General features: G+C 29.7%; 19 protein-coding genes and 2 pseudogenes. 2 read left to right on the top strand and 19 right to left on the bottom strand.

The window, feature by feature from the left end:
• Positions 1-130: 130 nt before the first annotated feature.
• Entirely contained in the window at positions 131-826 is a 696-nt protein-coding gene (locus JJC05_RS04695; RefSeq protein WP_235878373.1) for a tetratricopeptide repeat protein, read from the top strand.
• A 2-nt stretch (positions 827-828) separates the two neighbouring features.
• On the opposite strand, the gene JJC05_RS04690 is transcribed toward JJC05_RS04695, so the two are convergent.
• The 15 genes from JJC05_RS04690 to JJC05_RS04620 form a co-directional block, all read right to left on the bottom strand.
• Entirely contained in the window at positions 829-1,701 is an 873-nt protein-coding gene (locus JJC05_RS04690) for a hypothetical protein (RefSeq protein ID WP_235878372.1), read from the bottom strand.
• Between the two features lie 110 nt (positions 1,702-1,811).
• Positions 1,812-2,282 carry a hypothetical protein gene (locus tag JJC05_RS04685; RefSeq protein ID WP_235878370.1) on the bottom strand — a complete coding sequence of 157 codons (471 nt, stop codon included), beginning with the start codon at positions 2,280-2,282 and terminating at the stop codon, positions 1,812-1,814.
• 214 nt (positions 2,283-2,496) lie between these two features.
• Positions 2,497-2,976, bottom strand: coding sequence for a peptidoglycan-binding domain-containing protein (locus JJC05_RS04680; RefSeq protein ID WP_235878368.1), 480 nt, complete (start codon positions 2,974-2,976; stop codon positions 2,497-2,499).
• 190 nt (positions 2,977-3,166) lie between these two features.
• Entirely contained in the window at positions 3,167-3,421 is a 255-nt protein-coding gene (locus JJC05_RS04675) for a transposase (RefSeq protein WP_105195495.1), read from the bottom strand.
• A gap of 62 nt (positions 3,422-3,483) precedes the next feature.
• Positions 3,484-4,608, bottom strand: coding sequence for an SH3 domain-containing protein (locus JJC05_RS04670; protein ID WP_164849056.1), 1,125 nt, complete (start codon positions 4,606-4,608; stop codon positions 3,484-3,486).
• Between the two features lie 225 nt (positions 4,609-4,833).
• Positions 4,834-6,399, bottom strand: a complete 1,566-nt coding sequence (locus tag JJC05_RS04665; protein WP_235878367.1) for a glycoside hydrolase family 19 protein — start codon at positions 6,397-6,399, stop codon at positions 4,834-4,836.
• A 61-nt stretch (positions 6,400-6,460) separates the two neighbouring features.
• Complete coding sequence (locus tag JJC05_RS04660; RefSeq protein ID WP_127822860.1) at positions 6,461-6,877, bottom strand: hypothetical protein; 417 nt, start codon at positions 6,875-6,877, stop codon at positions 6,461-6,463.
• Positions 6,878-6,961: 84 nt separating this feature from the next.
• On the bottom strand, positions 6,962-7,336 hold the full coding sequence (locus JJC05_RS04655) for a hypothetical protein (protein WP_235878365.1): 375 nt from the start codon (positions 7,334-7,336) through the stop codon (positions 6,962-6,964).
• A 2-nt stretch (positions 7,337-7,338) separates the two neighbouring features.
• Positions 7,339-7,929, bottom strand: a complete 591-nt coding sequence (locus tag JJC05_RS04650; protein ID WP_127822862.1) for a hypothetical protein — start codon at positions 7,927-7,929, stop codon at positions 7,339-7,341.
• A 1-nt stretch (position 7,930) separates the two neighbouring features.
• Positions 7,931-8,632, bottom strand: a complete 702-nt coding sequence (locus tag JJC05_RS04645) for a hypothetical protein (RefSeq protein WP_127822863.1) — start codon at positions 8,630-8,632, stop codon at positions 7,931-7,933.
• Positions 8,633-8,636: 4 nt separating this feature from the next.
• On the bottom strand, positions 8,637-10,019 hold the full coding sequence (locus JJC05_RS04640) for a hypothetical protein (RefSeq protein WP_235878363.1): 1,383 nt from the start codon (positions 10,017-10,019) through the stop codon (positions 8,637-8,639).
• Between the two features lie 648 nt (positions 10,020-10,667).
• Positions 10,668-11,582 carry a hypothetical protein gene (locus JJC05_RS04635; RefSeq protein ID WP_235878361.1) on the bottom strand — a complete coding sequence of 305 codons (915 nt, stop codon included), beginning with the start codon at positions 11,580-11,582 and terminating at the stop codon, positions 10,668-10,670.
• A gap of 40 nt (positions 11,583-11,622) precedes the next feature.
• Positions 11,623-12,240 carry a hypothetical protein gene (locus tag JJC05_RS04630; protein ID WP_235878359.1) on the bottom strand — a complete coding sequence of 206 codons (618 nt, stop codon included), beginning with the start codon at positions 12,238-12,240 and terminating at the stop codon, positions 11,623-11,625.
• Between the two features lie 406 nt (positions 12,241-12,646).
• On the bottom strand, positions 12,647-13,342 hold the full coding sequence (locus JJC05_RS04625; RefSeq protein WP_235878358.1) for a glycoside hydrolase family 19 protein: 696 nt from the start codon (positions 13,340-13,342) through the stop codon (positions 12,647-12,649).
• Positions 13,343-13,359: 17 nt separating this feature from the next.
• Positions 13,360-15,222 carry a peptidoglycan-binding domain-containing protein gene (locus tag JJC05_RS04620; protein ID WP_235878356.1) on the bottom strand — a complete coding sequence of 621 codons (1,863 nt, stop codon included), beginning with the start codon at positions 15,220-15,222 and terminating at the stop codon, positions 13,360-13,362.
• A gap of 908 nt (positions 15,223-16,130) precedes the next feature.
• On the opposite strand from JJC05_RS04620, the gene JJC05_RS04615 reads away from it, so the two are divergent.
• Positions 16,131-17,486 carry a UDP-N-acetylmuramate--L-alanine ligase gene (locus JJC05_RS04615; protein ID WP_235878354.1) on the top strand — a complete coding sequence of 452 codons (1,356 nt, stop codon included), beginning with the start codon at positions 16,131-16,133 and terminating at the stop codon, positions 17,484-17,486.
• 215 nt (positions 17,487-17,701) lie between these two features.
• Here JJC05_RS04615 and JJC05_RS04610 read toward each other — a convergent pair whose 3' ends face one another.
• The 4 genes and pseudogenes from JJC05_RS04610 to JJC05_RS04590 form a co-directional block, all read right to left on the bottom strand.
• A complete protein-coding gene (locus tag JJC05_RS04610) occupies positions 17,702-18,007 on the bottom strand; it encodes a hypothetical protein (RefSeq protein WP_235878353.1) in 306 nt (101 codons plus the stop codon).
• A gap of 517 nt (positions 18,008-18,524) precedes the next feature.
• A pseudogene (locus JJC05_RS04605) lies at positions 18,525-19,819 on the bottom strand (MATE family efflux transporter).
• A gap of 98 nt (positions 19,820-19,917) precedes the next feature.
• Positions 19,918-20,553: an IucA/IucC family C-terminal-domain containing protein gene (locus JJC05_RS04595; protein WP_258929659.1), complete on the bottom strand. Its 636-nt coding sequence runs from the start codon at positions 20,551-20,553 to the stop codon at positions 19,918-19,920.
• 42 nt (positions 20,554-20,595) lie between these two features.
• A pseudogene (locus JJC05_RS04590) lies at positions 20,596-21,728 on the bottom strand (IucA/IucC family protein); the annotation flags it as partial.
• Between the last annotated feature and the right edge of the window lie 60 nt (positions 21,729-21,788).

Here is a 21,788-nt window from a genome sequence, read left to right as displayed (position 1 = left end):
TTTTTATTTGTTATAAATTTGCTTAGCCCGTTTACTTCATCTGGATCTAACACTTAATTGGAGTTAAAATAATTGTTTACCTATCTTAATGAATAGAAGTAATTTAATGTGGCGACTCATGATCAATAAAATGTATATAAATGAAGATATTTCAAATACTATTATTCTTTTTTGCTGTTCATTGAATGCTCAACAACCGTTAGAGCAAGCATTGGAATTATATAAACAAAAAAAGTATTTACAAGCCAAATCCCTTTTTGAAAATATACTTAAGACAGATTCTAAAAATATAGAAGCAATTACAAAATTAGGCGAAATAGCGTTTTATTATCAAAATTGGGATTACATGGTACGTTATGGAGAAGAATTAGTCACGTTAGAACCCCAAAAAGCAGATAATTGGTTTAAATACGGAAGTGCATTAGCCATGAAAGCCAAAAATTCCAATAAGTTAAAAGCATTTACTATGATAGGAACAATAGAAGAAGCTTTTATAAAAACGTTAACTATAGAACCTAAACATATAGGAGCTCACTGGGCATTAATTATACTATACTGTGAATTGCCTAAATTTTTAGGAGGAGGACAAGAAAAAGCAAGTGAATATGCTAAAGACTTAATCTCTTTTTCCCCAGTAGACGGTTATTTAGCACAAGGATACATTGCCGTTCAGTTTGATGCTTATAAATCAGCCGAGTTTTGGTTAAAAAAAGCGTATCAATTAGGACATTCTAAGATAACGTTTGAAAAATTATATGATTTATATGTAAATAAAATTAAAGATTATAAAAAGGCAGAACAATTGAAAAATGATTTTAAGAAATAATCTTATTTAAGCTTAAGTATTGTGCCATCTTTTTTTACTTGATATTTTTCTAATATTTTTTTTGTAAATGTGTTATATTTAATATCATAAATAATTATAGATAAATCTTTTTCAAAAATAAAAGATTGATAACTCTCATTGTCAGGCATAGCGTAACCAATAGATGCACTTGAAATTATTTTGTCATTTCTTACAGATATTAATGTTTGTGAATCAGAATCACCATAGATGCAATATATGTAGTTTTTAAAGTCTAAATTTCCATTGTTGATTTTAAAAATTTTATCAGGACTATCTTCTGAATTTTCTGAAATCAACCTTTTTATGTTATCTAATTCATTACCCTCCAAAAATGGATATTTTTCTTTGCACTTTTTTTCATTGTTCCCGCATAATTTAGTCATTTCTTCAAAATCAAAAGGAAGATTTACCATTTCCGAAGCACTCATTGTATTATTTTGAATGTTGTTTTCAGATTTATTTAACTCTCTCCATTCAGATAATGAAATCATATTTCCTTCTACAGGTTCTAATACTTTTATATTTTCGCAATTCCCTTTTTCAACATTAAAAGTAAAGTATGTTTCAAATCTAACATCTGAATTATAACCAGCTTTAATTTGATAAAATGTTTTATTTTCTACAATTAAACTATCAGATATTAGGGATATGCCTTTTTTATGATTAGATATTGAATCAATAAAATGATTTTGTTTTACAATTTCATCTAAACCTAAGATTTCATTTTGTACTTGATTTAAATTGCAATTATTTGAAACGGAAACTTTATTAATATTGCTTTGGTTTTTCTTTTCCGTCTTTTTGCAGTTTATGAAAAGAAGTAAAAATGAACTTAGGATAAATAGTTTTTTCATATTTTATTTTAACTTATTTAATAATTCAATGTCTTTTTTGAATTCTTCAATTTTTGATGAATATGACTGGCATTTAAGTTTGCACTCCAGCCATTTTTGATAGTCACGCACTACATTGGATTGTTGTTTGGAACTTCTTTATTAAAGCCATTTTCTTGACGTCTTTGAGCGACCATATATAAGCCTTTAAATTTATTTGACTTCCCAATATTTTTTACTGTATTTATGGCTGTACTCCCAAATTCATCGTAAAATTCATATCGCTCTTTTTCAAATACTTTATATATTGTACAATTTGAATTGTTCACTTGAGGTTTATTTGTTGTGAATGAAGAAAAACAGTCACATGTGTTTTTAAAACCTAACTCTTGAGCTAAAATCATTATATTTTTCCCATTTAGTCCGTTGGAATCTTTACAAAAGTATTTATTCTCAAAATAAATAGCTTTAAATTCTCTTACATCAATATGTATCCAGCTAAATGTATGATCATATCTAACATTCCCTTTTTTATCATAAAGTAAATCAATTGGCTCTATAGAAAATTTATCATCGTCTGGCCAATTTTTTTGAGCTCCCAAATATTTTATATAAAATTCATTTCTTATATCTCTTAATATTGGTAAGTTACTTTTTTTTCATATCTGATTGGGTCAGAATCTTTACTAAACTGAATATCAATTGCTTTTCCTTGATGATTTGTTGTGTTATAATTTTTGAAACGACATCTATATCCTGAAGATATTAAATCAATAGTGTAAGTTGTTTGTTTACTAAAATAAAATTTTAACGCCTTTATTCCAAATAGTAAGCTTCTATGTATACCGGATATTCATAATTATGATTCGCTTCAACATGAGGTGTGTCTTTATAAGTGCCTTTTCCAGTATGATCTCCAAAACCATTACATTTATTTTTTTCTTTTATTTTTCTTAGTTTAGAGGTTGTCTCCTGACCTTTGGTCTTACAGCTACATTTTAATTGATTCCAAAATGTAGTTCCAATATCAAATTTTATTGAAAAATCATCAATCGCCCTCAGTACATTACCACAAACCTTACCCGTCTCAGTAACTTTCATATAATCCCGTTGAAACTGTTTAATCATTTTTTCGGTGCGGTCTGTAAATTCATCAGTCGGGACATTTCCACCAAAACCCGCTAAACGAATATTAATTTCTCGTATGAGTTCACTTTTATCTCCTTTTCTAAGGCAATATCTTTCACCACAGCTTGTACCTGTAGTGGAAGCCTTCTCACTCTTCGTTTTCCCCACAATAGCGGGGCTTTTTCCCTCCGGGATTTCAATGGTGTGGGGTTTGTCTCTTAGGGCGGTTCCTAGGGTTTCTACCCAATCCCATATTTCACCTAAGGTTTCGGAAATAGGGTTTAATAAGTCACTTTCCTCTTTCTTGCTTTTTGGTTTTTCTTCAGCTGGAGAACCTTTGGCTTTTTTATTTCTACGTTTACTGTTGCGTATTTTTATTTTGTAATATTACTTCCTTTTTTTGTACAAATCCTTGTCTTGTTTTTTGGGTTATATATAAGTGGGGCAAGAGACCTTTATTGCCAAATTCTTGATAGCGACTAATCCAATCTTTAAGACTGGTTTTCCCTATGTTATTTTCTTTTGCTACAATAGTTATTGCTTGATGTTTTTTTAAAACTTCTTTTACACAGCGAAGTTTGAATGCGTAATCATACTTGACTTTTCTTTCCATAAAAATACCCCCAAATAGTATCTAACTTTTTGGGGGCAGTGCAAAAAAGGACAGCCTCTTATTTATTTTGATACAATTCTTGATTTGTGTACATAACCTTTTTCCTCTGTCAAAGTTTCAATAAGCCACCAGTCATTATCACTTTTGTCTAGAATGAATACTTCGGTACCATTGTTTAACTTTGAAATAATTTCTGAATTTTTATTTTTCTCTTTTCTTAAGTTTGTGTAACCATCTTTATCAGAAATAATGAATTTCAATGATTCATCACTATCATAAATATTATTTACATATTCTTCAAGCTTTTTAAAATTAAAAAAATTCTGGCTTTTAAGAGACTTTAAATAATCTGGCTTTTGTGTAAAATAGGTTACTAGAAAATCTGTTTGTCCTGATAAAGTGCATTCATTCATCAATGATGCAATAATATAATCTTTTTTATCATATGAAGTTGGTTGATTATCTATTCTTTCTATTAAATCTGGTATTGTACTATATAAATCACCTTCAAATGAGTCTGAAAAACTTGTTACGATTTTTCCGTTATAAACTATTTCTCTAATTTTTTTTAACATATTTGAGCGTATAGATCTTTTTTGATTTTGATTATCAAAAATTAAATCAGCCACATCACTTTTACTTTTAAAATCTACCTTGTTAAAAACAAACTTTAAAACATCATCATTTTTGTCAAATCCATATGTTTTTACCAAAGTGGATAATAAATCACTTCGGTTATTTTTTAACCATTCGAAGGAGATTTTATTATCGTAAATTATAAAGTTATTATAATTGTAAAGTAAATTACCATCAAATTCTTCTTGTTCTCCTTCTATATAAATTATTTTTTTATCTTGAATTATAACTTCAGAAATGAGACTTTTTTGTAACGCAATAACATTAGTATAATTTTCTATGTCAATGTTGTAAAAAAACTTTGTTTTCTCATTAAAAAGTTCTTTATCAGGAATTTTATATCCTTTATTATTAATCTCAGTTGTTATCTTGTCAATATTGTCTTTTATAAAAGTATCATAATTTATTTGCATTTCTCCTTCGCTGAATTGATTATAAGGAGAAGTTATTTTCTCTTTGTTTTGACTACTTTCCATTTGATTTTCTTTTTTAGTTTGATTATTGCAAGAATTTAGAATAATCAATAATGGTAAAAATTTAATTATTTGCATATAGAAAAATTTATTGATATATTGAATTATAAAATTCCAGTCCATTTTTTTGTCCCAACATTAGGATTTGACCATATCTCTTCTTTTACTTGTCTTTCCTCTAAAATAATTCTGACGGGTCTATCATCTTTTAAAGGAAGATCTGTAAGGAAATCAAATAATTTATTAACTAAGCTAGTATCATTTCCGCTAACAGTAGTAAGACAGCCTATAGCAAATTTTGGACTATATTGATGAATTGCGACACCCCTCTACTACCGTGTATGCCATTAATAAATGGAGATTTACCGTCTGAACTAAGATACATTTTATATGTCTGACCTGAAACGGCAGGAATAAGATAATATTCACCGGAGGTGTTTCATTTGCAGTACCGTATCTTAATTCAGAATGTTTTCCATACTTTGCTTTATCGCCATGAGCATCTCTAGACAAGTATGTAACATATTCAGGATTAGGAAGCTTGTTAGTATTGTTAAGTTTTTTATATGTATCTAATGACATATTTTGATATACTCTTGTTTTGTAAACAACCCAATTGGATATATATTTACTGCCTTTGCCTGAAATTACGATAACAGTTCCTTTGTCATTACTCACATTTTCTGCATCACCTAATTTACATTCATCAATCTTAAACACTTTTGATGTTGTTTTATCAAACATCTTCTTTTTCTCAATATGATTAGTAGAATTATGATTGTTCTCATCTTTAATAGGTGTGTTTTTTCCTACTTTTGAACAGATTTTTTTAATGACATCTTTAGTGAGATTTGATATAGTATTAAGGTTTTTCCATTTCCAAAATGCCATAGATGATAAAACAGCTATTGAAACATCGCTTACCACTAAATCTGGATTTATGATAATGTTAGCACCCTCTTTTTTGGTATAGGTGTTAGCATAGGTATATGCGTTTCTACCTGTGAGTTGCAATAATCCTTTACCTCTAAAATTCCATCCGTCATTAGGTTGTGTGTTTTCAAGTTCTTTTGCTATTTCAGCTGGTGGTGAATAGGCGTAATTTGCAATCTTCTTTTGATTTTCTTGTGATACATCTACACATTTTGGGTCTCTTCTGTCTTTAATCGTTCTACCCCATAGTTTTGCTTTTTCTTTGCCTTCTGCTGTCTGAAATGCACTAAAAGTGGTAATTAAACTTTCCCAATACCAATTAAAGTTTTCACCACCACTTACATGCAAACTAGCTCCAGATTCTATACGTGCTTGGGCAAAGAAATGAGCTTTGTTCCAACAAGTATTCATACCAAGCTCTTTCATATATTTATTATAGGTAGCAGCGACTTTAGTTAAAGTTGTTAAATCTGCATGCTCGAAAATTTGTCTAAGTTCAGCTACGGTTATGTCCTTGTCACAATTAGGACATTTACCTGTGGTTTTCTTTTCCTCTTTTTTCACTTCCTTCGTTTTCCCCACAATAGTGGGGCTTTTTCCCTCCGGGATTTCAATGGTGTGGGGTTTGTCTCTTAGGGCAGTTCCTTGGGTTTCTACCCAATCCCATATTTCGCCTAAGGTTTCGGAAATAGGGTTTAATAAGCCACTTTCCTCTTTCTTGCTTTTTGGTTTTTCTTCAGCTGGAGAACCTTTGGCTTTTTTTATTCCCGTAGACTGAGAAGGGGGGGTATTTTCTGTAGGTAATGGATTTTGTATATCTACGTTTGCTGTTGTGTGCTTTTTATTTTTGTAATATTCTACTGTTACATAAAACTCTAGTTCTCGTATATCTGTTTCACCTTGCATGGCTTTCTTCATCAAGGCTTTGGTTAGCATAAAGTCTACTACAACATTACCATATAAATCTACTTTTGCCTTCTTTGTATCGATGAGTTTGTTAGAGGCATTGTGTCCGCTGCCTTTTGCGTCGTCTTCCCATAAGGTCTATGTTTAATTTAGCTCCTTGTAATACTGTAGTACGAACATTTACTTTTATTTTTTGTCCGTAGGCTAGGGGTTTTGTTATTTTTTGTCCGTTAGCATCTAGAACTTCTACACTTAAGATTTGTATTTTTTCAGTAGGAACAACGTTAATTTTCATAGCACTAGCATTGTTAAGTTCTGGCTCATATAAATAGCCTGCAACAATGTATTTGCCGCCTATTTCTTTTTCAGAAAATTGTAGTTTCCCTTCTTTGAAGGTTTTTAGTTTTTTGTATTCCTCATTTTTTATTTGGTACAAATCCCATTTTAATAAATGCTTATCTTTCTTTGGTGTTTTTGTATACCAGTGTTTTACATAAAACGTGACCATTTTATCCGCCTTTATTTCAGATATTCCTCCTATTGCTTTTTAGTTTTTAGTTTGTCAAGGAACGTATTATTAAGCTATATGAAACTACTTTCTTTCAAATTTTTTTATTTCTAACCAATTTTTATTTACGAATGTTTTAGATTTTATAAAAACCTTATTTTCGACTTTTTTTATAAAGATATCATTGTCGTGGCTCTCATCAGAACAAGGTCCTATACCTTGAAATATTTCACCCTTCTTTTTTAATTCATAGACTCCTTCACACCAATAATCGATAACGTCATTTGATTTTATACTGACAATCATTTTTTGAGATCGAAATGATAGATAATAAGTAAGTTTTAGATTCTTTTTTTTACTAATAACTTCTGTAGTAATTTCATATCTACCGGTTAATATATTATTCTCTTGAAAGTAGAAAGAAAATAATAGTAAAAATTTTAATAAAAATAATTTCATAATTAGTCAAATATATTTAAGTCGATTAATAGTCTATTCCCTTCTTTCCATTTAACAAATCCTTCCAGCTCTTTATTGGAGCCACAGCAACCTGTAGAAGTACTCTTTAACCACATAGTATCACCTTCAATTTTTTCAACTTTAAAGACTTCGTTTATGGAGTCAGAACTTTTATAAAAATTATTATCTGATTTTACTATTAATGGATTATTAGGTAAAATGCCTATATATTCATTTGAAATGAATTCTGACCAAGGTTGAAAAGTAAAATCATATTCACACTGTTTTATTTTTTTTTGTTCGTTATTTATATAAATAAAGATAAATTCATCTTCTTCATTAAATTGATTACAATCAAATAGAGTATAGAAAAAATCATGATTAGGCACGAATCTCCTAGCTATTATTTTGTCACTATTATACATCATTGTATAAGTGTCTTCTAATAATTTGAATATTTCATATTCTGAACCATCAAGATTATAAATTATTAGAGGTTCATTTTCATTCAGAAAAAGATCAATTACACCGTCACCATTAATTTTATTTTCAGAATAAGATTCAATTATGCTATCTGAATAAATTAACTTCATATTAATCACAATTATAAAATTCAACATTCATTATCTTATTATTTCTCCATTTTATCTCTTTTTCAATCTTATCTTTTGAAGTGATTTTTTCACCGCCACAATCTTCAATGTTTATTGTTTTTGCCAATACAGTGTTAGCATCAATTATTTTTAATACTTTAAAAATATTTGAATTGTCATCAAAATATTTAAAATTTGATTTCATAATATATTCATTCCATGAAATAAAACCATAATCAACATCTACTTTCTTTATACTTTTAGGTTCTTTATTTATGAAAATTGTTATAAACTCGCCTGTCTTATCAGGATTTTCTGCATCAAATTCAAATTGTTCAAAATCAGGAACTATATATCTAGCAACAATTTTTCTTGGAAGTTTAAAATCATATCCTAAATCATCTTGGTTTAAAATAGTACCAAATAAAGTTTTGTCCAAATTATATATTTTCAATTCGCTTTCAAAAGAGAGCTCTATTACTCCATCTCCTCTAGTTGTGTTTTCTTGATAAACTTCAATATTATTATTTGAATATAATAGTTTATCTTTAATGACTGGATTTTTTTGGTTCTCTTTTACTTCTGTATTTATTGACTTTATTGAATCTGTTTTGAGTTTTACAGCACTGACTTCTTCATTATTTTCTTTGCAAGAAAATATCATTGTTAGTATAATTACACTAATTATTTTTTTACTTTTCATAGTATTATTCTTTTGTTTCTTTATATTTAGGATTATAACCTGCTTTATTTAAATGTATATGATTGTGATGACCTTCTAATGGAGTACATTTTTTAAGAATGAATTTTTTGCCATTTAGGGTTATATTATAACTTAAGAAAGTAGAATAACCAAACTTTACTAATGCATCAATAAATTTTTCTTGTCTTGTTATATCTAATTTCGTTGGGTCATTATTTATTTCTAAGCCAATAAGTTTTTTGTCTTTTCTTAAATACCTGAAGTCTCCAGCTGTACCATTTATATGGGATACACTTGGTGCTCCAGTGCCATCTGAAGTTGTAAATCCATTCATTTGTACATCATCATATGCACATTCAGCTAACGCTCCAATAATGGATGCAAAAACTTTAGGATTTACATATTCTCTTGAAGTATTGTCAGCTAGTTTAATTTTTACCTTTCCTTTTGTGTAATTTAAAGGTAATTTCATTTTTAGTAGTTCAACTGTTCCGTTGCCTTTTTTGAAATATCTTGTTTTACCCTCGGCAAATCTTTTCTCCCATACTCCAGTTTTGGTTTTAGTTTTTTTCCCTTTTTCCCAAGCTCCAGCAGTAATAAAATCAAAAATGCAGATTTCATGTTCTGTTCCGTTCTCATCATGGTAAACGTATCTATATTTTTTTTCATAACCAGATTTTATTTGCTTTGGTATTTGCTTTTCTATCCTTCCTTCTCTAAAAATATGATAGGTTGTAATGCCTTTAGAGTCAGTTTTAACTGTTGGAGTTGGTTTACAAGAAAAATCGTTTTCCTTGCTTGATTGACCTTTGCTAAAACTAGATTTGTACCTTCCTAAAATTTCTTTCCTTTGTATTTTACCATCATTATTGTTTTCGGTATCAATACTTATGTTTGAATCATATTCATCTGTTCCCTCTCTATAAAGAACAAAATCATCCCCTTTTCCTACCCCTTTAGGAGCAAAAACATGTAAATATATATCTTCTGCGGTTTTAAAATTTTTATACGCATCTCCAAGTTCAAAATATTTCTTCACACAATCAAGTTGAACTAATTCTGACATTTTTGCGAATTTAAGTTTAACGCGATTTAGTTCATCAAAACGTTCTTCAATAGATAAATTTTTATTGCTTTTATATTCTCCCAATGCAACTAAGGCGTCTTGTGTAAATTGTATTAATCCAATTGCTCTCGAAGATTTTCTTTTACCATCTTTTCTGAAATGCTTAATTTCCATATCCTCTTTTGGAATTAATGAATTGTAACCTTCAAGTTGATTCGCTTTAAATGTTTTTCTTGTCCCTACATACATCACCGCCATTAACCCATTAGCCATTTCAATTTTTTTGCTTTCTCCCCATAATTCTGCGCAAATTTGAACCACTTTTTTCCTAAAATCACAATTTACTTTATTACCCCATATTAAATCATACTGTTTACAGATACAATTAGTTTCTGTATTGTTTTTCGGATGCTTCACTTTCGTTTTCCCCACAATAGCGGGGCTTTTTCCCTCCGGGATTTCAATGGTGTGGGGTTTGTCTCTTAGGGCGGTTCCTTGGGTTTCTACCCAATCCCATATTTCACCTAAGGTTTCGGAAATAGGGTTTAATAAGCCACTTTCCTCTTTCTTGCTTTTTGGTTTTTCTTCAGCTGGAGAACCTTTGGTTTTTTATTTCTACGTTTACTGTTGCATATTTTTGTTTTGTAATATTTCTTCCTTTTTTTGTACAAATCCTTGTCTTGTTTTTTGGGTTATATATAAGTGAGGCAAGGGAAATGGCAACATTTCCCTTCTTTTATATCAGATATGCCTCGTTATATATCATAGCACAACCAGAATCACAATCTATAGTAAAAGATTTATTAGAATTTGTGGTTGTTTCGTTCGATAAGATAGAATTGTTAGATGTAATGCTTTCATTTACAATACTTTTATTTATATCTTTTTCATTGTTTGGTGTGTTTTCTTTACAACTAAATAGAAAAAGGAATAAAACTGTGGTAAAAATTATTTTTACTAACTTAAATTTTATTTTGAATTTATTATTCCATTAGAATCAATTTTGTATTTTTTAAATAGAATTCTTTTTTCCAGTAAATTTTTATGTTTAAATAGTTCTATAGAATAATCTTTCTGGATAATGAAATCTAATAACATATTGTTTTCGTTAGAAGATATTTTTAAACTAGATATAATCTTATTATCTTTTATAGTTATTAAATCAATGGTTGATAAATCATCTGATTCGTCAAAATACAAAACAGTTGGCTGAATTTCTCCAATCTTTGTCAAATAACTATAGCTACTGGGAAGTTTATATTTATTTGTAGATAAAATGTTTGTCAAAATTTTATTAGTATTCAACATTTCAACTTGGAAATGTTCTTTACAATAAGTTTCTTCAGGTTCAAAAATACACTTCTTATAATAATCGGAGTAATCAAAAGGTAGAAGAGCTAATTTAGATGAGTTCTGATTATTGTTACTTTGTTCTATTTCACAATTCTTAAAAAAAGCATCATTTAAAAAAACATTATTGAATTTTACTTCCGTTGGATTTTCAGGATCTGAGGTTATGTTTTGTAATTTTTTATCATTTGGATATAATTCAAGCCAAGCAATGGTGCTTTCTACTATTTGTTTGTTTTTAGGGTCTTCAGAAATATCATTCTCAACATAAACTTGGATTTTAATTTTTTGACCATCGTTACTTTCTATCCTTGTAAAATAATTTTTATAATCTTTAATTAAATTGGTTGATGAAACAATGTCATAGATGAGCTGTCCACAATCCGAAACTACCTTTTGATTGTTTTGGTTTTTATGAACTAGTTTTGTTGAATCTCTTTGTGTTTTTTGATCTAAATCATCATTCAGATTCTCTCCTTTTTTACAGCTTATCGAAAATGTGAATAGCGCAATAAATAAAATCAGATTTTGCATTAGCATTTAGTTAATAAATGTTTGAATTAAAAATAAATTCCTACTTTGATTTTAAAAAAATTCCGCTAGAATCAATTTTATAGTTTGTTAATTCTGTTGCTGTGATTTTCTCATTATCAAGATTTTTTTTAGTTATGGTGATTTTGTAATTTTTATCAATTGAAAAATGGGTCAATTCTTTATAAGTTTCATCACCGGGTTCATACCATTCTCCTTCGACATAAAGCTTATCAAGAAGTTTGTTTTCAAAAATTGTAGCCATGTAGAATCTATAGTTAAAGTCTCCACAATCCATAGGTATTAATATAACTTTTTTATTTTCAAAATTTGGAAGTGCTATATAACGTAAATTTGGACTGTCACATAGTAATTCATCAATACCTTCTATTTTACATTCACAGGTTTCGTAATTAATTTTTCTTACATCAATTTTCTGATTGTACGGAAGTTCTAATTCAGATTTTTTAAAACACTCTTTGTTTTCATTTGGTGTTTCAATGGAATCTTTTTGAGTAGCTATTTTTGATGGTAATATTGAAACTGTATCGGCCGTAGGTATTATAGCTTCATTATTATTTGTTTCGTTCTTTTTACAATTTGATAAAAATATAAAAGAAATTAATGTTATTGTTTTAAAAGTTTGCTTTAGAAATTTCATTGTTGTGATTTTACAAAAGATAAATATTTTTCTTGACACTGAGTAAAATGAATATATTCGTTCATAGAATTTCCATAATTCTGTATTTGAATTTTATCGTCTTCATATAGTCCTTCTATTTTTCCAAATGTCAAATAAGTTGAACCTTCAATTGTTTGTTTCTTTACTTTTCCTTTTGAAATTATTTTATTTTTATCGTAAATTAAAAATGAATAAATCCCTGATTTTTTTCAATTTTTATTTGAAATCTTGAATTTTCACAAGATTTCAAAATATATGTTCCTATAATTTCTTGCTTAATGGTTTTAGAAATAATAGTAAACCATTTTTTTCAATTCGTTTTTCATCTTTAAAACTTGTCAAAGACAAGAAGATTACTAAAATTATTGAACTAAACACTAATTTTTTACTTAACTTTTTCATTGGCAATTTTTCTTTTGTTTTCCATATTTTCTCTTTTTTTCTTATTTACATTACCTTTCATTGAATTCCATGTAAGATAATCATCCGTTAATTCTAAAAATCTTTTATAGGATTCTTTGGATTCAGATGTATTTAATTTTGCGTATTTATAAACTGCGTCGTATGCATCCCATGATTTACTTTTTTTAATAGAATATGAATCATAATTTTCAAATTTAGTCTTTTCACAATTGATTGATTTTATCATCTCAATTAATTTAGGTTTTCTATCGTCTAAATACCCATTATAGCCACCATTAATTCTATATGTGATATAAATAATATCATCTTTATCAGCATAGTCATTCAAATCGATAGAAAGATTTTTACTCCAATACCAACCAGCTGAATCAACACAATATGGTAATTCTCCTAATTTCTTATTGTTTGGAGTAGTAGTAAAATTTTCACCTTTATAACTACCATAATTAGTATAATTCTTTCTACCTGTTATTTGTATTAAACCTCTTCCTTTGAATTTTATACCATCACCTTTTTCTGTATTTCCTAAATCTTCTCTTCCTTCATAAGCGCTACCTGAAGCAATTTCTTCTTGATAAACAAATTCTCCTGATTCATGGCGAACTTGTGCTAAGAAATGCAGTTTTCTTTTACAACTGTTAATATTATAATTTTGCAAAGTTGAATTAATTGATTCTAAAAATTTATCTGCATTTTTTTACTTATACCCAGTGAAACAAGGTCTTCGGTAGTAAAGTCTCTACCACAAAAGCATCCTTCCTTTTTAGTTTCATTTTTAGGAGTTGCTGTTTCCAATGTTGCGATACAATTACAAGTATTTTGAAAACCAAGCTCTTTAGCTAACTGAACAATTCCTTTTCCATTAAAATCATTGAGCGTTTTTGCAAAATATTTATCTAAAAGATATTTTGTTGGAGTAAATTCTCTAACATCGTAATGAATCCATGTAGTTGCTCCTACTGATGTAGATTCTAAGTAGAAAATATCTTTTTCATTTTTCCAATCCCATTTTGCTCCCAAATATTTATTAAAAATATCGCTCCTTATTTTTTCAATATCAGAAACAATTCTAGTCCTAGCTCCATTTTTATTAAAATGTAAATCTAATGCTTTGCCCATATGATTAGTTGTAGGTTTTTTCAGATATTCTTCATGATTTCTACATCTATAACCTGAACTAATTTTATCGAAAGTATATTTACCCTCTTTCTCCAAATAAAAAAGTACAGATCTCAATGACCATAATAATGATCTATGAATACCGGGATATTCGTATCGATGATGAGCTTCTAAATTACCTTTTAAATATTTTTCTTTATTACTATTATCTCCAAAACCAGAGCATTTACCACATTTACACTTTAATGAAGAAAAATCAAAATTATATTTAACTTGAAATTGATCTATCGCTAACAATACATTACCACAAACCTTACCCGTCTCAGGAACTTTCATATAATCCCGTTGAAACTGTTTAATCATTTTTTCGGTGCGGTCTGTAAATTCATCAGTCGGGACATTTCCACCAAAACCCGCTAAACGAATATTAATTTCTCGTATGAGTTCACTTTTATCTCCTTTTTTAAGGCAATATCTTTCACCACAGCTTGTACCTGTAGTGGAAGCCTTCTCACTCTTCGTTTTCCCCACAATAGCGGGGCTTTTTCCCTCCGGGATTTCAATGGTGTGGGGTTTGTCTCTTAGGGCAGTTCCTTGAGTTTCTACCCAATCCCATATTTCACCTAAGGTTTCGGAAATAGGGGTTAATAAGCCACTTTCCTCTTTCTTGCTTTTCGGTTTTTCTTCAGCTGGAGAACCTTTGGCTTTTTTTATTCCCGTAGACTGAGAAGGAGGGGTATTTTCTGTAGGTAATGGATTTTGTATATCTACGTTTGCTGTTGTGTGCTTTTTATTTCTGTAATATTCTACTGTTACATAAAACTCTAGTTCTCGTATATCTGCTTCTCCTTGCATGGCTTTCTTCATCAAGGCTTTGGTTAGCATAAAGTCTACTACAACATTACCATATAGATCTACTTTTGCCTTCTTTGTATCAATGAGTTTGTTAGAGGCATTGTGTCCGCTGCCTTTTGCGTCGTCTTCCCATAAGGTAAATAAAATTTCTTTGTTAAACATATTTACACAATGCGCTTTGGCTCGTAGTTTTTCTGTAAAACTAAAAACACTTCCTTTACTATCGTCTACATAGGTTAGGTCTACTTTGCATATTTTGGGGATTCTGCTGGCTTTGGGGGTTATGATTAATCCGCCTCCTTCGGGTTGGTATAAATAGGCTTCTAATCGATAGGTTTCTCCTGCCGAAGATTCGCCAAAGGTAAAACTGCTGTCTCCTTTTTTCTTAACATGGGTGGTGGTAAATCTTCCATCGCTTCTTTTTTTGAATAGTTCCCAAGTAACGTTGGCTTTTTCTCTTTCGGATAAGGGGGTATTGGGGTACCATTCGGATATGTGGTAGGTCATTTTTTCGCCTACTGTGGGCGAGGTTACGCCTGATATTACAGATATCCCTTTTTTCATTATAAATCTGTTTTTTAGTTAGTTTTCAATGTTTAAAAATATTTTGTTAAACATTTGGTTGTTTTGTCAAATTTAAATATTCTTATCAATTTTTGTACTTTTTATTTATTATTATTTTGATATTTGTGTTATTGTGTAGAAAATCAATCTCATTTTAATTGATAAGGAATCGAAGAAAATAAAATAGTGGAGGCTTTTTTTATTCATAGAATAGGAACGAGGGCCCATCATATAAATAATGCGACACCTTCCTTTGTCGGAGTGACAAACTAGCGGGGATTGTTGAAGAATAAATAATTTGACGCCCTTGTCATCCCAACCCCATAAAGAGCGTAACACATAGTTTTTAAAATGTAATACTGATTATGCGTTAGAGATTAAAAAACACAGACATTAGTGAAGAGGTAATAGTGAAGAGGTAATAGTGAAGAGGTAATAGTGAAGAGGTAATAGTGAAGAGGTAATAGTGAAGAGGTAATAGTGGAGAGGCAATAGTGAAGAGGGAATAGTGAAGAGGGAATAGTGAAGAGGGAATAGTGAAGAGGGAATAGTGAAGAGGGAATAGTGAATAGTGAAGAGGGAATAGTGAAGAGGGAATAGTGAAGAAGCAATAAATGACAAAATTGTGAACTTTTAAGACAGCCTAATTTAATAAAAAAGTACGCTTCTTAGATTTAGAGTTCTTCTTTGTTTGGAATAAATTTCTACCACATAATTTGCGATTAAGAAGAAATCATAGATCAAGTTTTTATTTTTTTTAGATTTTTTTATAAAAAAGCAAGCCCTATTTTTCAAATATAATTTAACGATTCCTATTTCGAATGAAAAACTGATACCTTATATTTGAACAAAAATAGGTTAAGACTTATTAAAGTAGAGTTTTAAACCGTTAACCTTCATACTTGCAGATGAGAACACACTTTATAGCCATAGGTGGTGCAGCCATGCACAATTTAGCATTAGCTTTACATAATAAAGGATACCAAGTAACAGGTAGTGATGATGCTATTTTTGAACCCTCTAAATCACGATTAGAGGCCAAAGGATTATTACCCGTTGAATTAGGATGGTTTCCTGAAAAAATTACAGCAGATATACAGGCCGTTATTTTAGGAATGCATGCTAAAGCGGATAACCCAGAATTATTAAAAGCGCAAGAATTAGGATTGAAAATATATTCTTACCCAGAGTTTTTATATGAACAATCTAAAAATAAAACACGTGTTGTAATAGGAGGGAGCCATGGAAAAACTACCATTACCTCTATGATTTTACACGTAATGAATTATCATAATATTAAGGTAGATTATATGGTAGGAGCTCTTTTAGAAGGATTTGATACCATGGTGCATTTAACAGAAGAAAATGAATTTATCGTTTTAGAAGGAGATGAATATCTAACATCTCCTATTGATTTACGTCCAAAATTTCATTTATATAACCCTAATATTGCACTAATTTCAGGTATAGCTTGGGATCATATTAATGTATTTCCAACTTATGAAAATTATGTGAATCAATTTGATATTTTTATAAAAAAGATTACTAATGGAGGGATTTTAATCTATAATGAAAATGATTTAGAAGTAAAAGAAGTAGCTGAAAAGGCAGAAAATCCAATTCGTAAGATACCTTATTCTACTCCAGAATATACAGTAGAAAATGGTATAACTTTATTGAATACTCCAGAAGGTGAAATGCCTATAGAAATTTTTGGAGCCCATAATTTAAATAACTTAGCAGGAGCTAAATGGGTTTGTCAATGTATGGGAGTAGATGAAGTAGCGTTTTATGAGGCGATAGCCTCCTTTAAAGGAGCGTCTAAACGCTTAGAAAAAATAGCAGAATCCAAAGACAAAGTAGCTTATAAAGATTTTGCCCATTCACCAAGTAAAGTGTCAGCCACAACAAAAGCTGTAAAAGCACAATATCCTAACCGTAAATTAATAGCCTGTTTAGAATTACATACCTATAGTAGTTTGAATGCTGAATTCTTAAAACAGTACGAAGGCGCTTTAGATGCAGCCGATATAGCGGTTGTATTTTATTCACCAGATGCAGTAAAAATAAAAAAATTAGAAGAAGTAACGTATGATCAAATAGCACAGTCTTTTAAACGTGATGATTTGATTATTTATACCAATCCAATGGATTTTAAAAATTATTTATTTAGCCAGCAGCTTAATGATTCCGCTTTGCTTTTGATGAGTTCTGGAAACTATGGCGGATTAAACTTTGATGAGGTTAAAGGATTGATTCAGTAATAAATCACAAAATCAATCTTTTTAAGACATTATTTCAAAAATTAAAAAAAACATTTAGTTTATTCATTCCGATAAAAGGAGGAATTTCATAATTTGTATTGTGTGATTTCTCCTTCTGATCGAAAGGAGAGGGTATGCCTTTTAACTTAAAATATACTGGGTTAAAAAGAAAATTCAAAGTTTAAATGGTATTAAATCCTTGATGTTCTGTATTATTATATTTTATTGCTCCTAAGCATAAAAGTTCCATAGATTAGTTTTTTTGGTTCAAAGAAGACTCTTTTTGGTTCAACGAAGAACCTTTTTGGTTCAACGAAGAACCTTTTTGGTTCAATGAAGACCCTTTTTGGTTCAAAGAAGACTCTTTTTGGTTCAACGAAGACCCTTTTTGGTTCAACGAAGAACCTTTTTGGTTCAACGAAGAACCTTTTTGGTTCAAAGAAGAACCTTTTTGGTTCAATGAAGAACCTTTTTGGTTCTATTTTTAGTCTCTTGTTTGTCACTACGTAAGGAGGTGTCACATAATCAATATCAAAAAAAAGAATCACAATTAGAAACATTTCATAAAATAATACCATTTAAACTTAAAATATGCTGGATTAAAAAGGAAGTTCTCGATACGCTTTTTTTTATTTTAAAAAGAACTCGAACAGAGGGTTGAGTCTATAATTGAAATCACCGCTAGTTCGAGCGCGAAGCGCATCGAGAACGAACACTCATTTTTGTTGTTTTTGTAGAGGTACTATTTTTAAAAAGAAAATTCAAATTTTAAACCCAGATTCCACATTAGACTTGGTTGTGAAACAAAATTTTTCAATAAATTCAAGTGCTCACGGAAAATTTTAGAAGAAAAAATAATGAACTATTTTGATGATTAAAATTTGAGTACGTGCTTGAATTGGAAGAAAAATAAACTGGAATAGATTTACTTCGTCTATTCGCTAGGCTCGGGTCTAATGCGTAATCTGGGTTAAATGGTATTAGGTCACTTTTCAGACGGTCGCTTTAATAAATAATAACGCAAGTTTCTTTTACAAATCAATCCTGTGTTGTTATGCTATTTGCTAAATTTTTCCACAAGGCACTATAAAGCAAGCAAAGTATTGTTTCGGTAATAGGAATCAATCCAATAACATAAAAATAATTACTTTTTTGTATATCAATTAGATAATACGCAAGCGGTATCTGAAAAATCCAAAATCCAATAAAATTAACGATTGTAGGGATTTTTGTATTACCTGCACCATTAAATAAATTATTTAAAATCATTGAAATTCCATAGGAGATATAACCTAAACTGATAATTTTCATAGATTCCTTTGCTTGTGCTATAGTTTGTATGTCATTAGTGAAAAATAAGCTAATACCTTCTGCAAAAAAAATATTGATTAGTGTAATTCCTAAGCAAAGTATAATAGTATATTTAAGTACAATTTTAGTTAACACTTTTACTCTTATACTATGTTGGGCTCCTAAATATTGACCTGTAAGAGTGGCAACAGCATTACTTAAACCCCAAATAGGGAGTATAAAAAACATCATAACTCTAACCGCTATCTGAAAACCTGCTGAGCCATATTCGCCACCACTTTTAGCAATTAATTGAGCTAAATAAATCCAACTTAAAGAGGCTAATACATATTGTAATATACCGGGTATAGCAATAGAAGTAATAGATCTTATGATAGGGTAGTGAAATTGTATACCGTTCTTTTGAAAACCTATAGATTTTCGGATTCTGAAAATAGAATATAATTGATAAAAAACGCCTATTGCTCTACCGCTGACTGTTGCCCAAGCTGCTCCCTCAATCCCCATAGCAGGAAAAATTCCCCAGCCATTTATGAGTAAAGGGCATAATATGAGATTAAAACCATTTGCTATCCAAAGACTTTTCATAGCGAGTAAAGGATTACCTATACCTCGAAATATTCCATTAATTAAAAACAATAAGAGTATAAAAATACTATTGCTGAAGATAATTTTAGGATAACTTATACCATAAGCAATAGCCTTTTGAGAAACATTTAAAGAAGCAAAAATATCAATAGCATAAAAATAACCTAGTATACTAATTATTAAAGAAAGTAAACAAGAGATGATTAATGCTTGCATGATAATTTTTCCTGTTTTTTCTATTTTTTTTCACCAATAGAAATAGAAATTAGAGCAGTAACAGCTACGCTAAAACCTACCGCTATTGAATATATTATAGTGTTGATAGATTCTGTAAAACCTATAATTTGAATGGCTAAATGACTATCTGGCAAATGCCCTACGAAGTACAAATCTACCAAAGAAAAGACTGATTCAAGGATTAACTCTAAAATCATAGGGATAGCTAATAACCAGATTCCTTCTTTAAGTCCAATAGAATTAAAATCAACAATATCATGATGCTGAAGAAATTTTAATTTTGCTTTAATAGTTTTTACCATACAGGTTTATATTGATGAATGGGATTTTCTAATGTTCCTACAAATTGTAAACTAGAAGCTGGATCAGCTAGATCTAACATTTGCTTATTGTTTTTAAGTTGTAAACGATTTAAACAACAAGAGTCAAATGTTTTGCTAAATATGTCATGTTGTATAAAAGATTCCTTAAGTTGAGGATTTTGTAGCTGATATTCAGCAATAGAAGTTCCAACACTTTTCCAAAAATCATGCTCACTTAAAATATTATATTGATCTAAAATAGCCGATAGAAAGCGAAAGAAGTGTTGGAAAATGTCATTTTGAATACTCAATATTTTTAAATTGTCTGGTAAATTCATACGTATTCTTTCTGCTTTTTCTGGTAAGGAGATTGTATGATTAAAGAGCATGATTTCTTCTGTAATGTCTTTTATTAAAACACGTTCAATAATATGGTCTTTTATTACTAGAATAAGATTTTCTCCATGTGGCATAAATACTAGTTCATGGGTATAAAAACAGTGAATGAGAGGAATTAAATAGGCTTGTAGATATTGATCAATCCATTGTTTTGAATTGATTTTAGAGGATTCAATAAGATGTTTAATAAAAGGTTGGCCTTGATAGTCTAAATGAAGTAATGCAGCCATGGTAAAACAATCTTCATCTTTTTGAAGTTTTGTAGCAGGGCTTTCTCTCCAAAGCGTAGCTAACATTTTGTTATGTGGAATGGTTTTGCCAAGATTTTCCCATAAAATATTACGATATCCTAAAGTGGCTACTTCTCCTAAAACGGTAAAACCTTTGGATTGTAAAAAGGATCTGTTTGTACAAGATTTTCTAACCAAGTAGTAATAACGGGAGTACTTTCCATGTAATAAGGAGAAAGACCTCGCATAAATCCCATGTTAATTACAGATAAAGCCGTTTTTGTAAAATGTTTGCTTGTATTAGAAAGATTATAAAAAGTACGTATAGATTGTTGAGCCGAGTGTTTGTCAGGGGCAAATCCTAAAGGAATTAATTTTTTTTGGGCAATATCATGAGTAAAAATCAAGGTCAGTTTATTATCCCATTGCCATGGATGTACAGGAAACCAAAGGTATTCGTTAGGATCTACTTTTTCGGTTTCTAGTACTTTTTGAAATATAATTTGAGTTTCGTTATCTAATTCCGTTTTGATTAATAAGTCATAACTGAGAGAATCAATACAAGAAAATTGAGCACTACTTTTATGACCTGCCACCCATAATAATTGAATAGGACTATTGGCTTCTGGTGAAAATAAAATAAAATCAAGACTACTAAAACCATTTTTTCCGCTATTTGCTAAAAAGCAAGGATGTCCTTCGGTAACACTGTGTTCAATAGTTTGATAATCTGTATGAGGAAGTTCATTTGCGCTGAATTTTTCCTTTGAAATTTTATAAGTAGTGCTATAAAGAGTCGCATTAATTTCTTCTAGATAGGTAGGAAGTAAATCAGTTGGAATTTCAAGGAGGTCTTTAAATTCAAGAATAAAGCTAATGAGACATAGAGGAATTGTATTACCGTTAGTATCTTCTTTTATAATACTTTCATAAGGAATATGCCAGTTATTAAGAGCTTTTATATGCGCAGGAAAGGTATACGTGTACTGTTTATCTATTGTATTTAGTTGGTATTTATTTATTTTTTCATTATAAATTGGGCTAATAAGTGTTTCATGTGAAAATTCTGAAATAGCTTTTCGGGTAAGAAGTCTGTTAGCTTTTTCCCAATGGGCTAATTTTAGATGTTTTATATTTTCTGCAAGAATAGGAGCAGTAGATGTTTTTGTATCCATAAAATAGTATTTTACAAAGAGCTGTATTAAAAAGTTAAAAATGGAAGGTTAGTATTGAAA

It is taken from the genome of Flavobacterium davisii, from assembly GCF_019565505.1.
GTDB classification, from domain to species: Bacteria; Bacteroidota; Bacteroidia; order Flavobacteriales; family Flavobacteriaceae; genus Flavobacterium; species Flavobacterium davisii.
This window is presented reverse-complemented; position numbering and strand designations above follow the sequence as displayed.

Excerpts from the sequence above, each read along its gene's own strand:
- JJC05_RS04695 (WP_235878373.1), top strand. The coding sequence starts at position 131 with ATGTATATAAATGAAGATATTTCAAATACTATTATTCTTTTTTGCTGT.
- JJC05_RS04690 (WP_235878372.1), bottom strand. The coding sequence starts at position 1,701 with ATGAAAAAACTATTTATCCTAAGTTCATTTTTACTTCTTTTCATAAAC.
- JJC05_RS04675 (WP_105195495.1), bottom strand. The coding sequence starts at position 3,421 with ATGGAAAGAAAAGTCAAGTATGATTACGCATTCAAACTTCGCTGTGTA.
- JJC05_RS04670 (WP_164849056.1), bottom strand. The coding sequence starts at position 4,608 with ATGCAAATAATTAAATTTTTACCATTATTGATTATTCTAAATTCTTGC.
- JJC05_RS04665 (WP_235878367.1), bottom strand. The coding sequence starts at position 6,399 with ATGCTAACCAAAGCCTTGATGAAGAAAGCCATGCAAGGTGAAACAGAT.
- JJC05_RS04660 (WP_127822860.1), bottom strand. The coding sequence starts at position 6,877 with ATGGTCACGTTTTATGTAAAACACTGGTATACAAAAACACCAAAGAAA.
- JJC05_RS04655 (WP_235878365.1), bottom strand. The coding sequence starts at position 7,336 with ATGAAATTATTTTTATTAAAATTTTTACTATTATTTTCTTTCTACTTT.
- JJC05_RS04650 (WP_127822862.1), bottom strand. The coding sequence starts at position 7,929 with ATGAAGTTAATTTATTCAGATAGCATAATTGAATCTTATTCTGAAAAT.
- JJC05_RS04645 (WP_127822863.1), bottom strand. The coding sequence starts at position 8,632 with ATGAAAAGTAAAAAAATAATTAGTGTAATTATACTAACAATGATATTT.
- JJC05_RS04635 (WP_235878361.1), bottom strand. The coding sequence starts at position 11,582 with ATGCAAAATCTGATTTTATTTATTGCGCTATTCACATTTTCGATAAGC.
- JJC05_RS04630 (WP_235878359.1), bottom strand. The coding sequence starts at position 12,240 with ATGAAATTTCTAAAGCAAACTTTTAAAACAATAACATTAATTTCTTTT.
- JJC05_RS04620 (WP_235878356.1), bottom strand. The coding sequence starts at position 15,222 with ATGAAAAAAGGGATATCTGTAATATCAGGCGTAACCTCGCCCACAGTA.
- JJC05_RS04615 (WP_235878354.1), top strand. The coding sequence starts at position 16,131 with ATGAGAACACACTTTATAGCCATAGGTGGTGCAGCCATGCACAATTTA.
- JJC05_RS04595 (WP_258929659.1), bottom strand. The coding sequence starts at position 20,553 with ATGGCTGCATTACTTCATTTAGACTATCAAGGCCAACCTTTTATTAAA.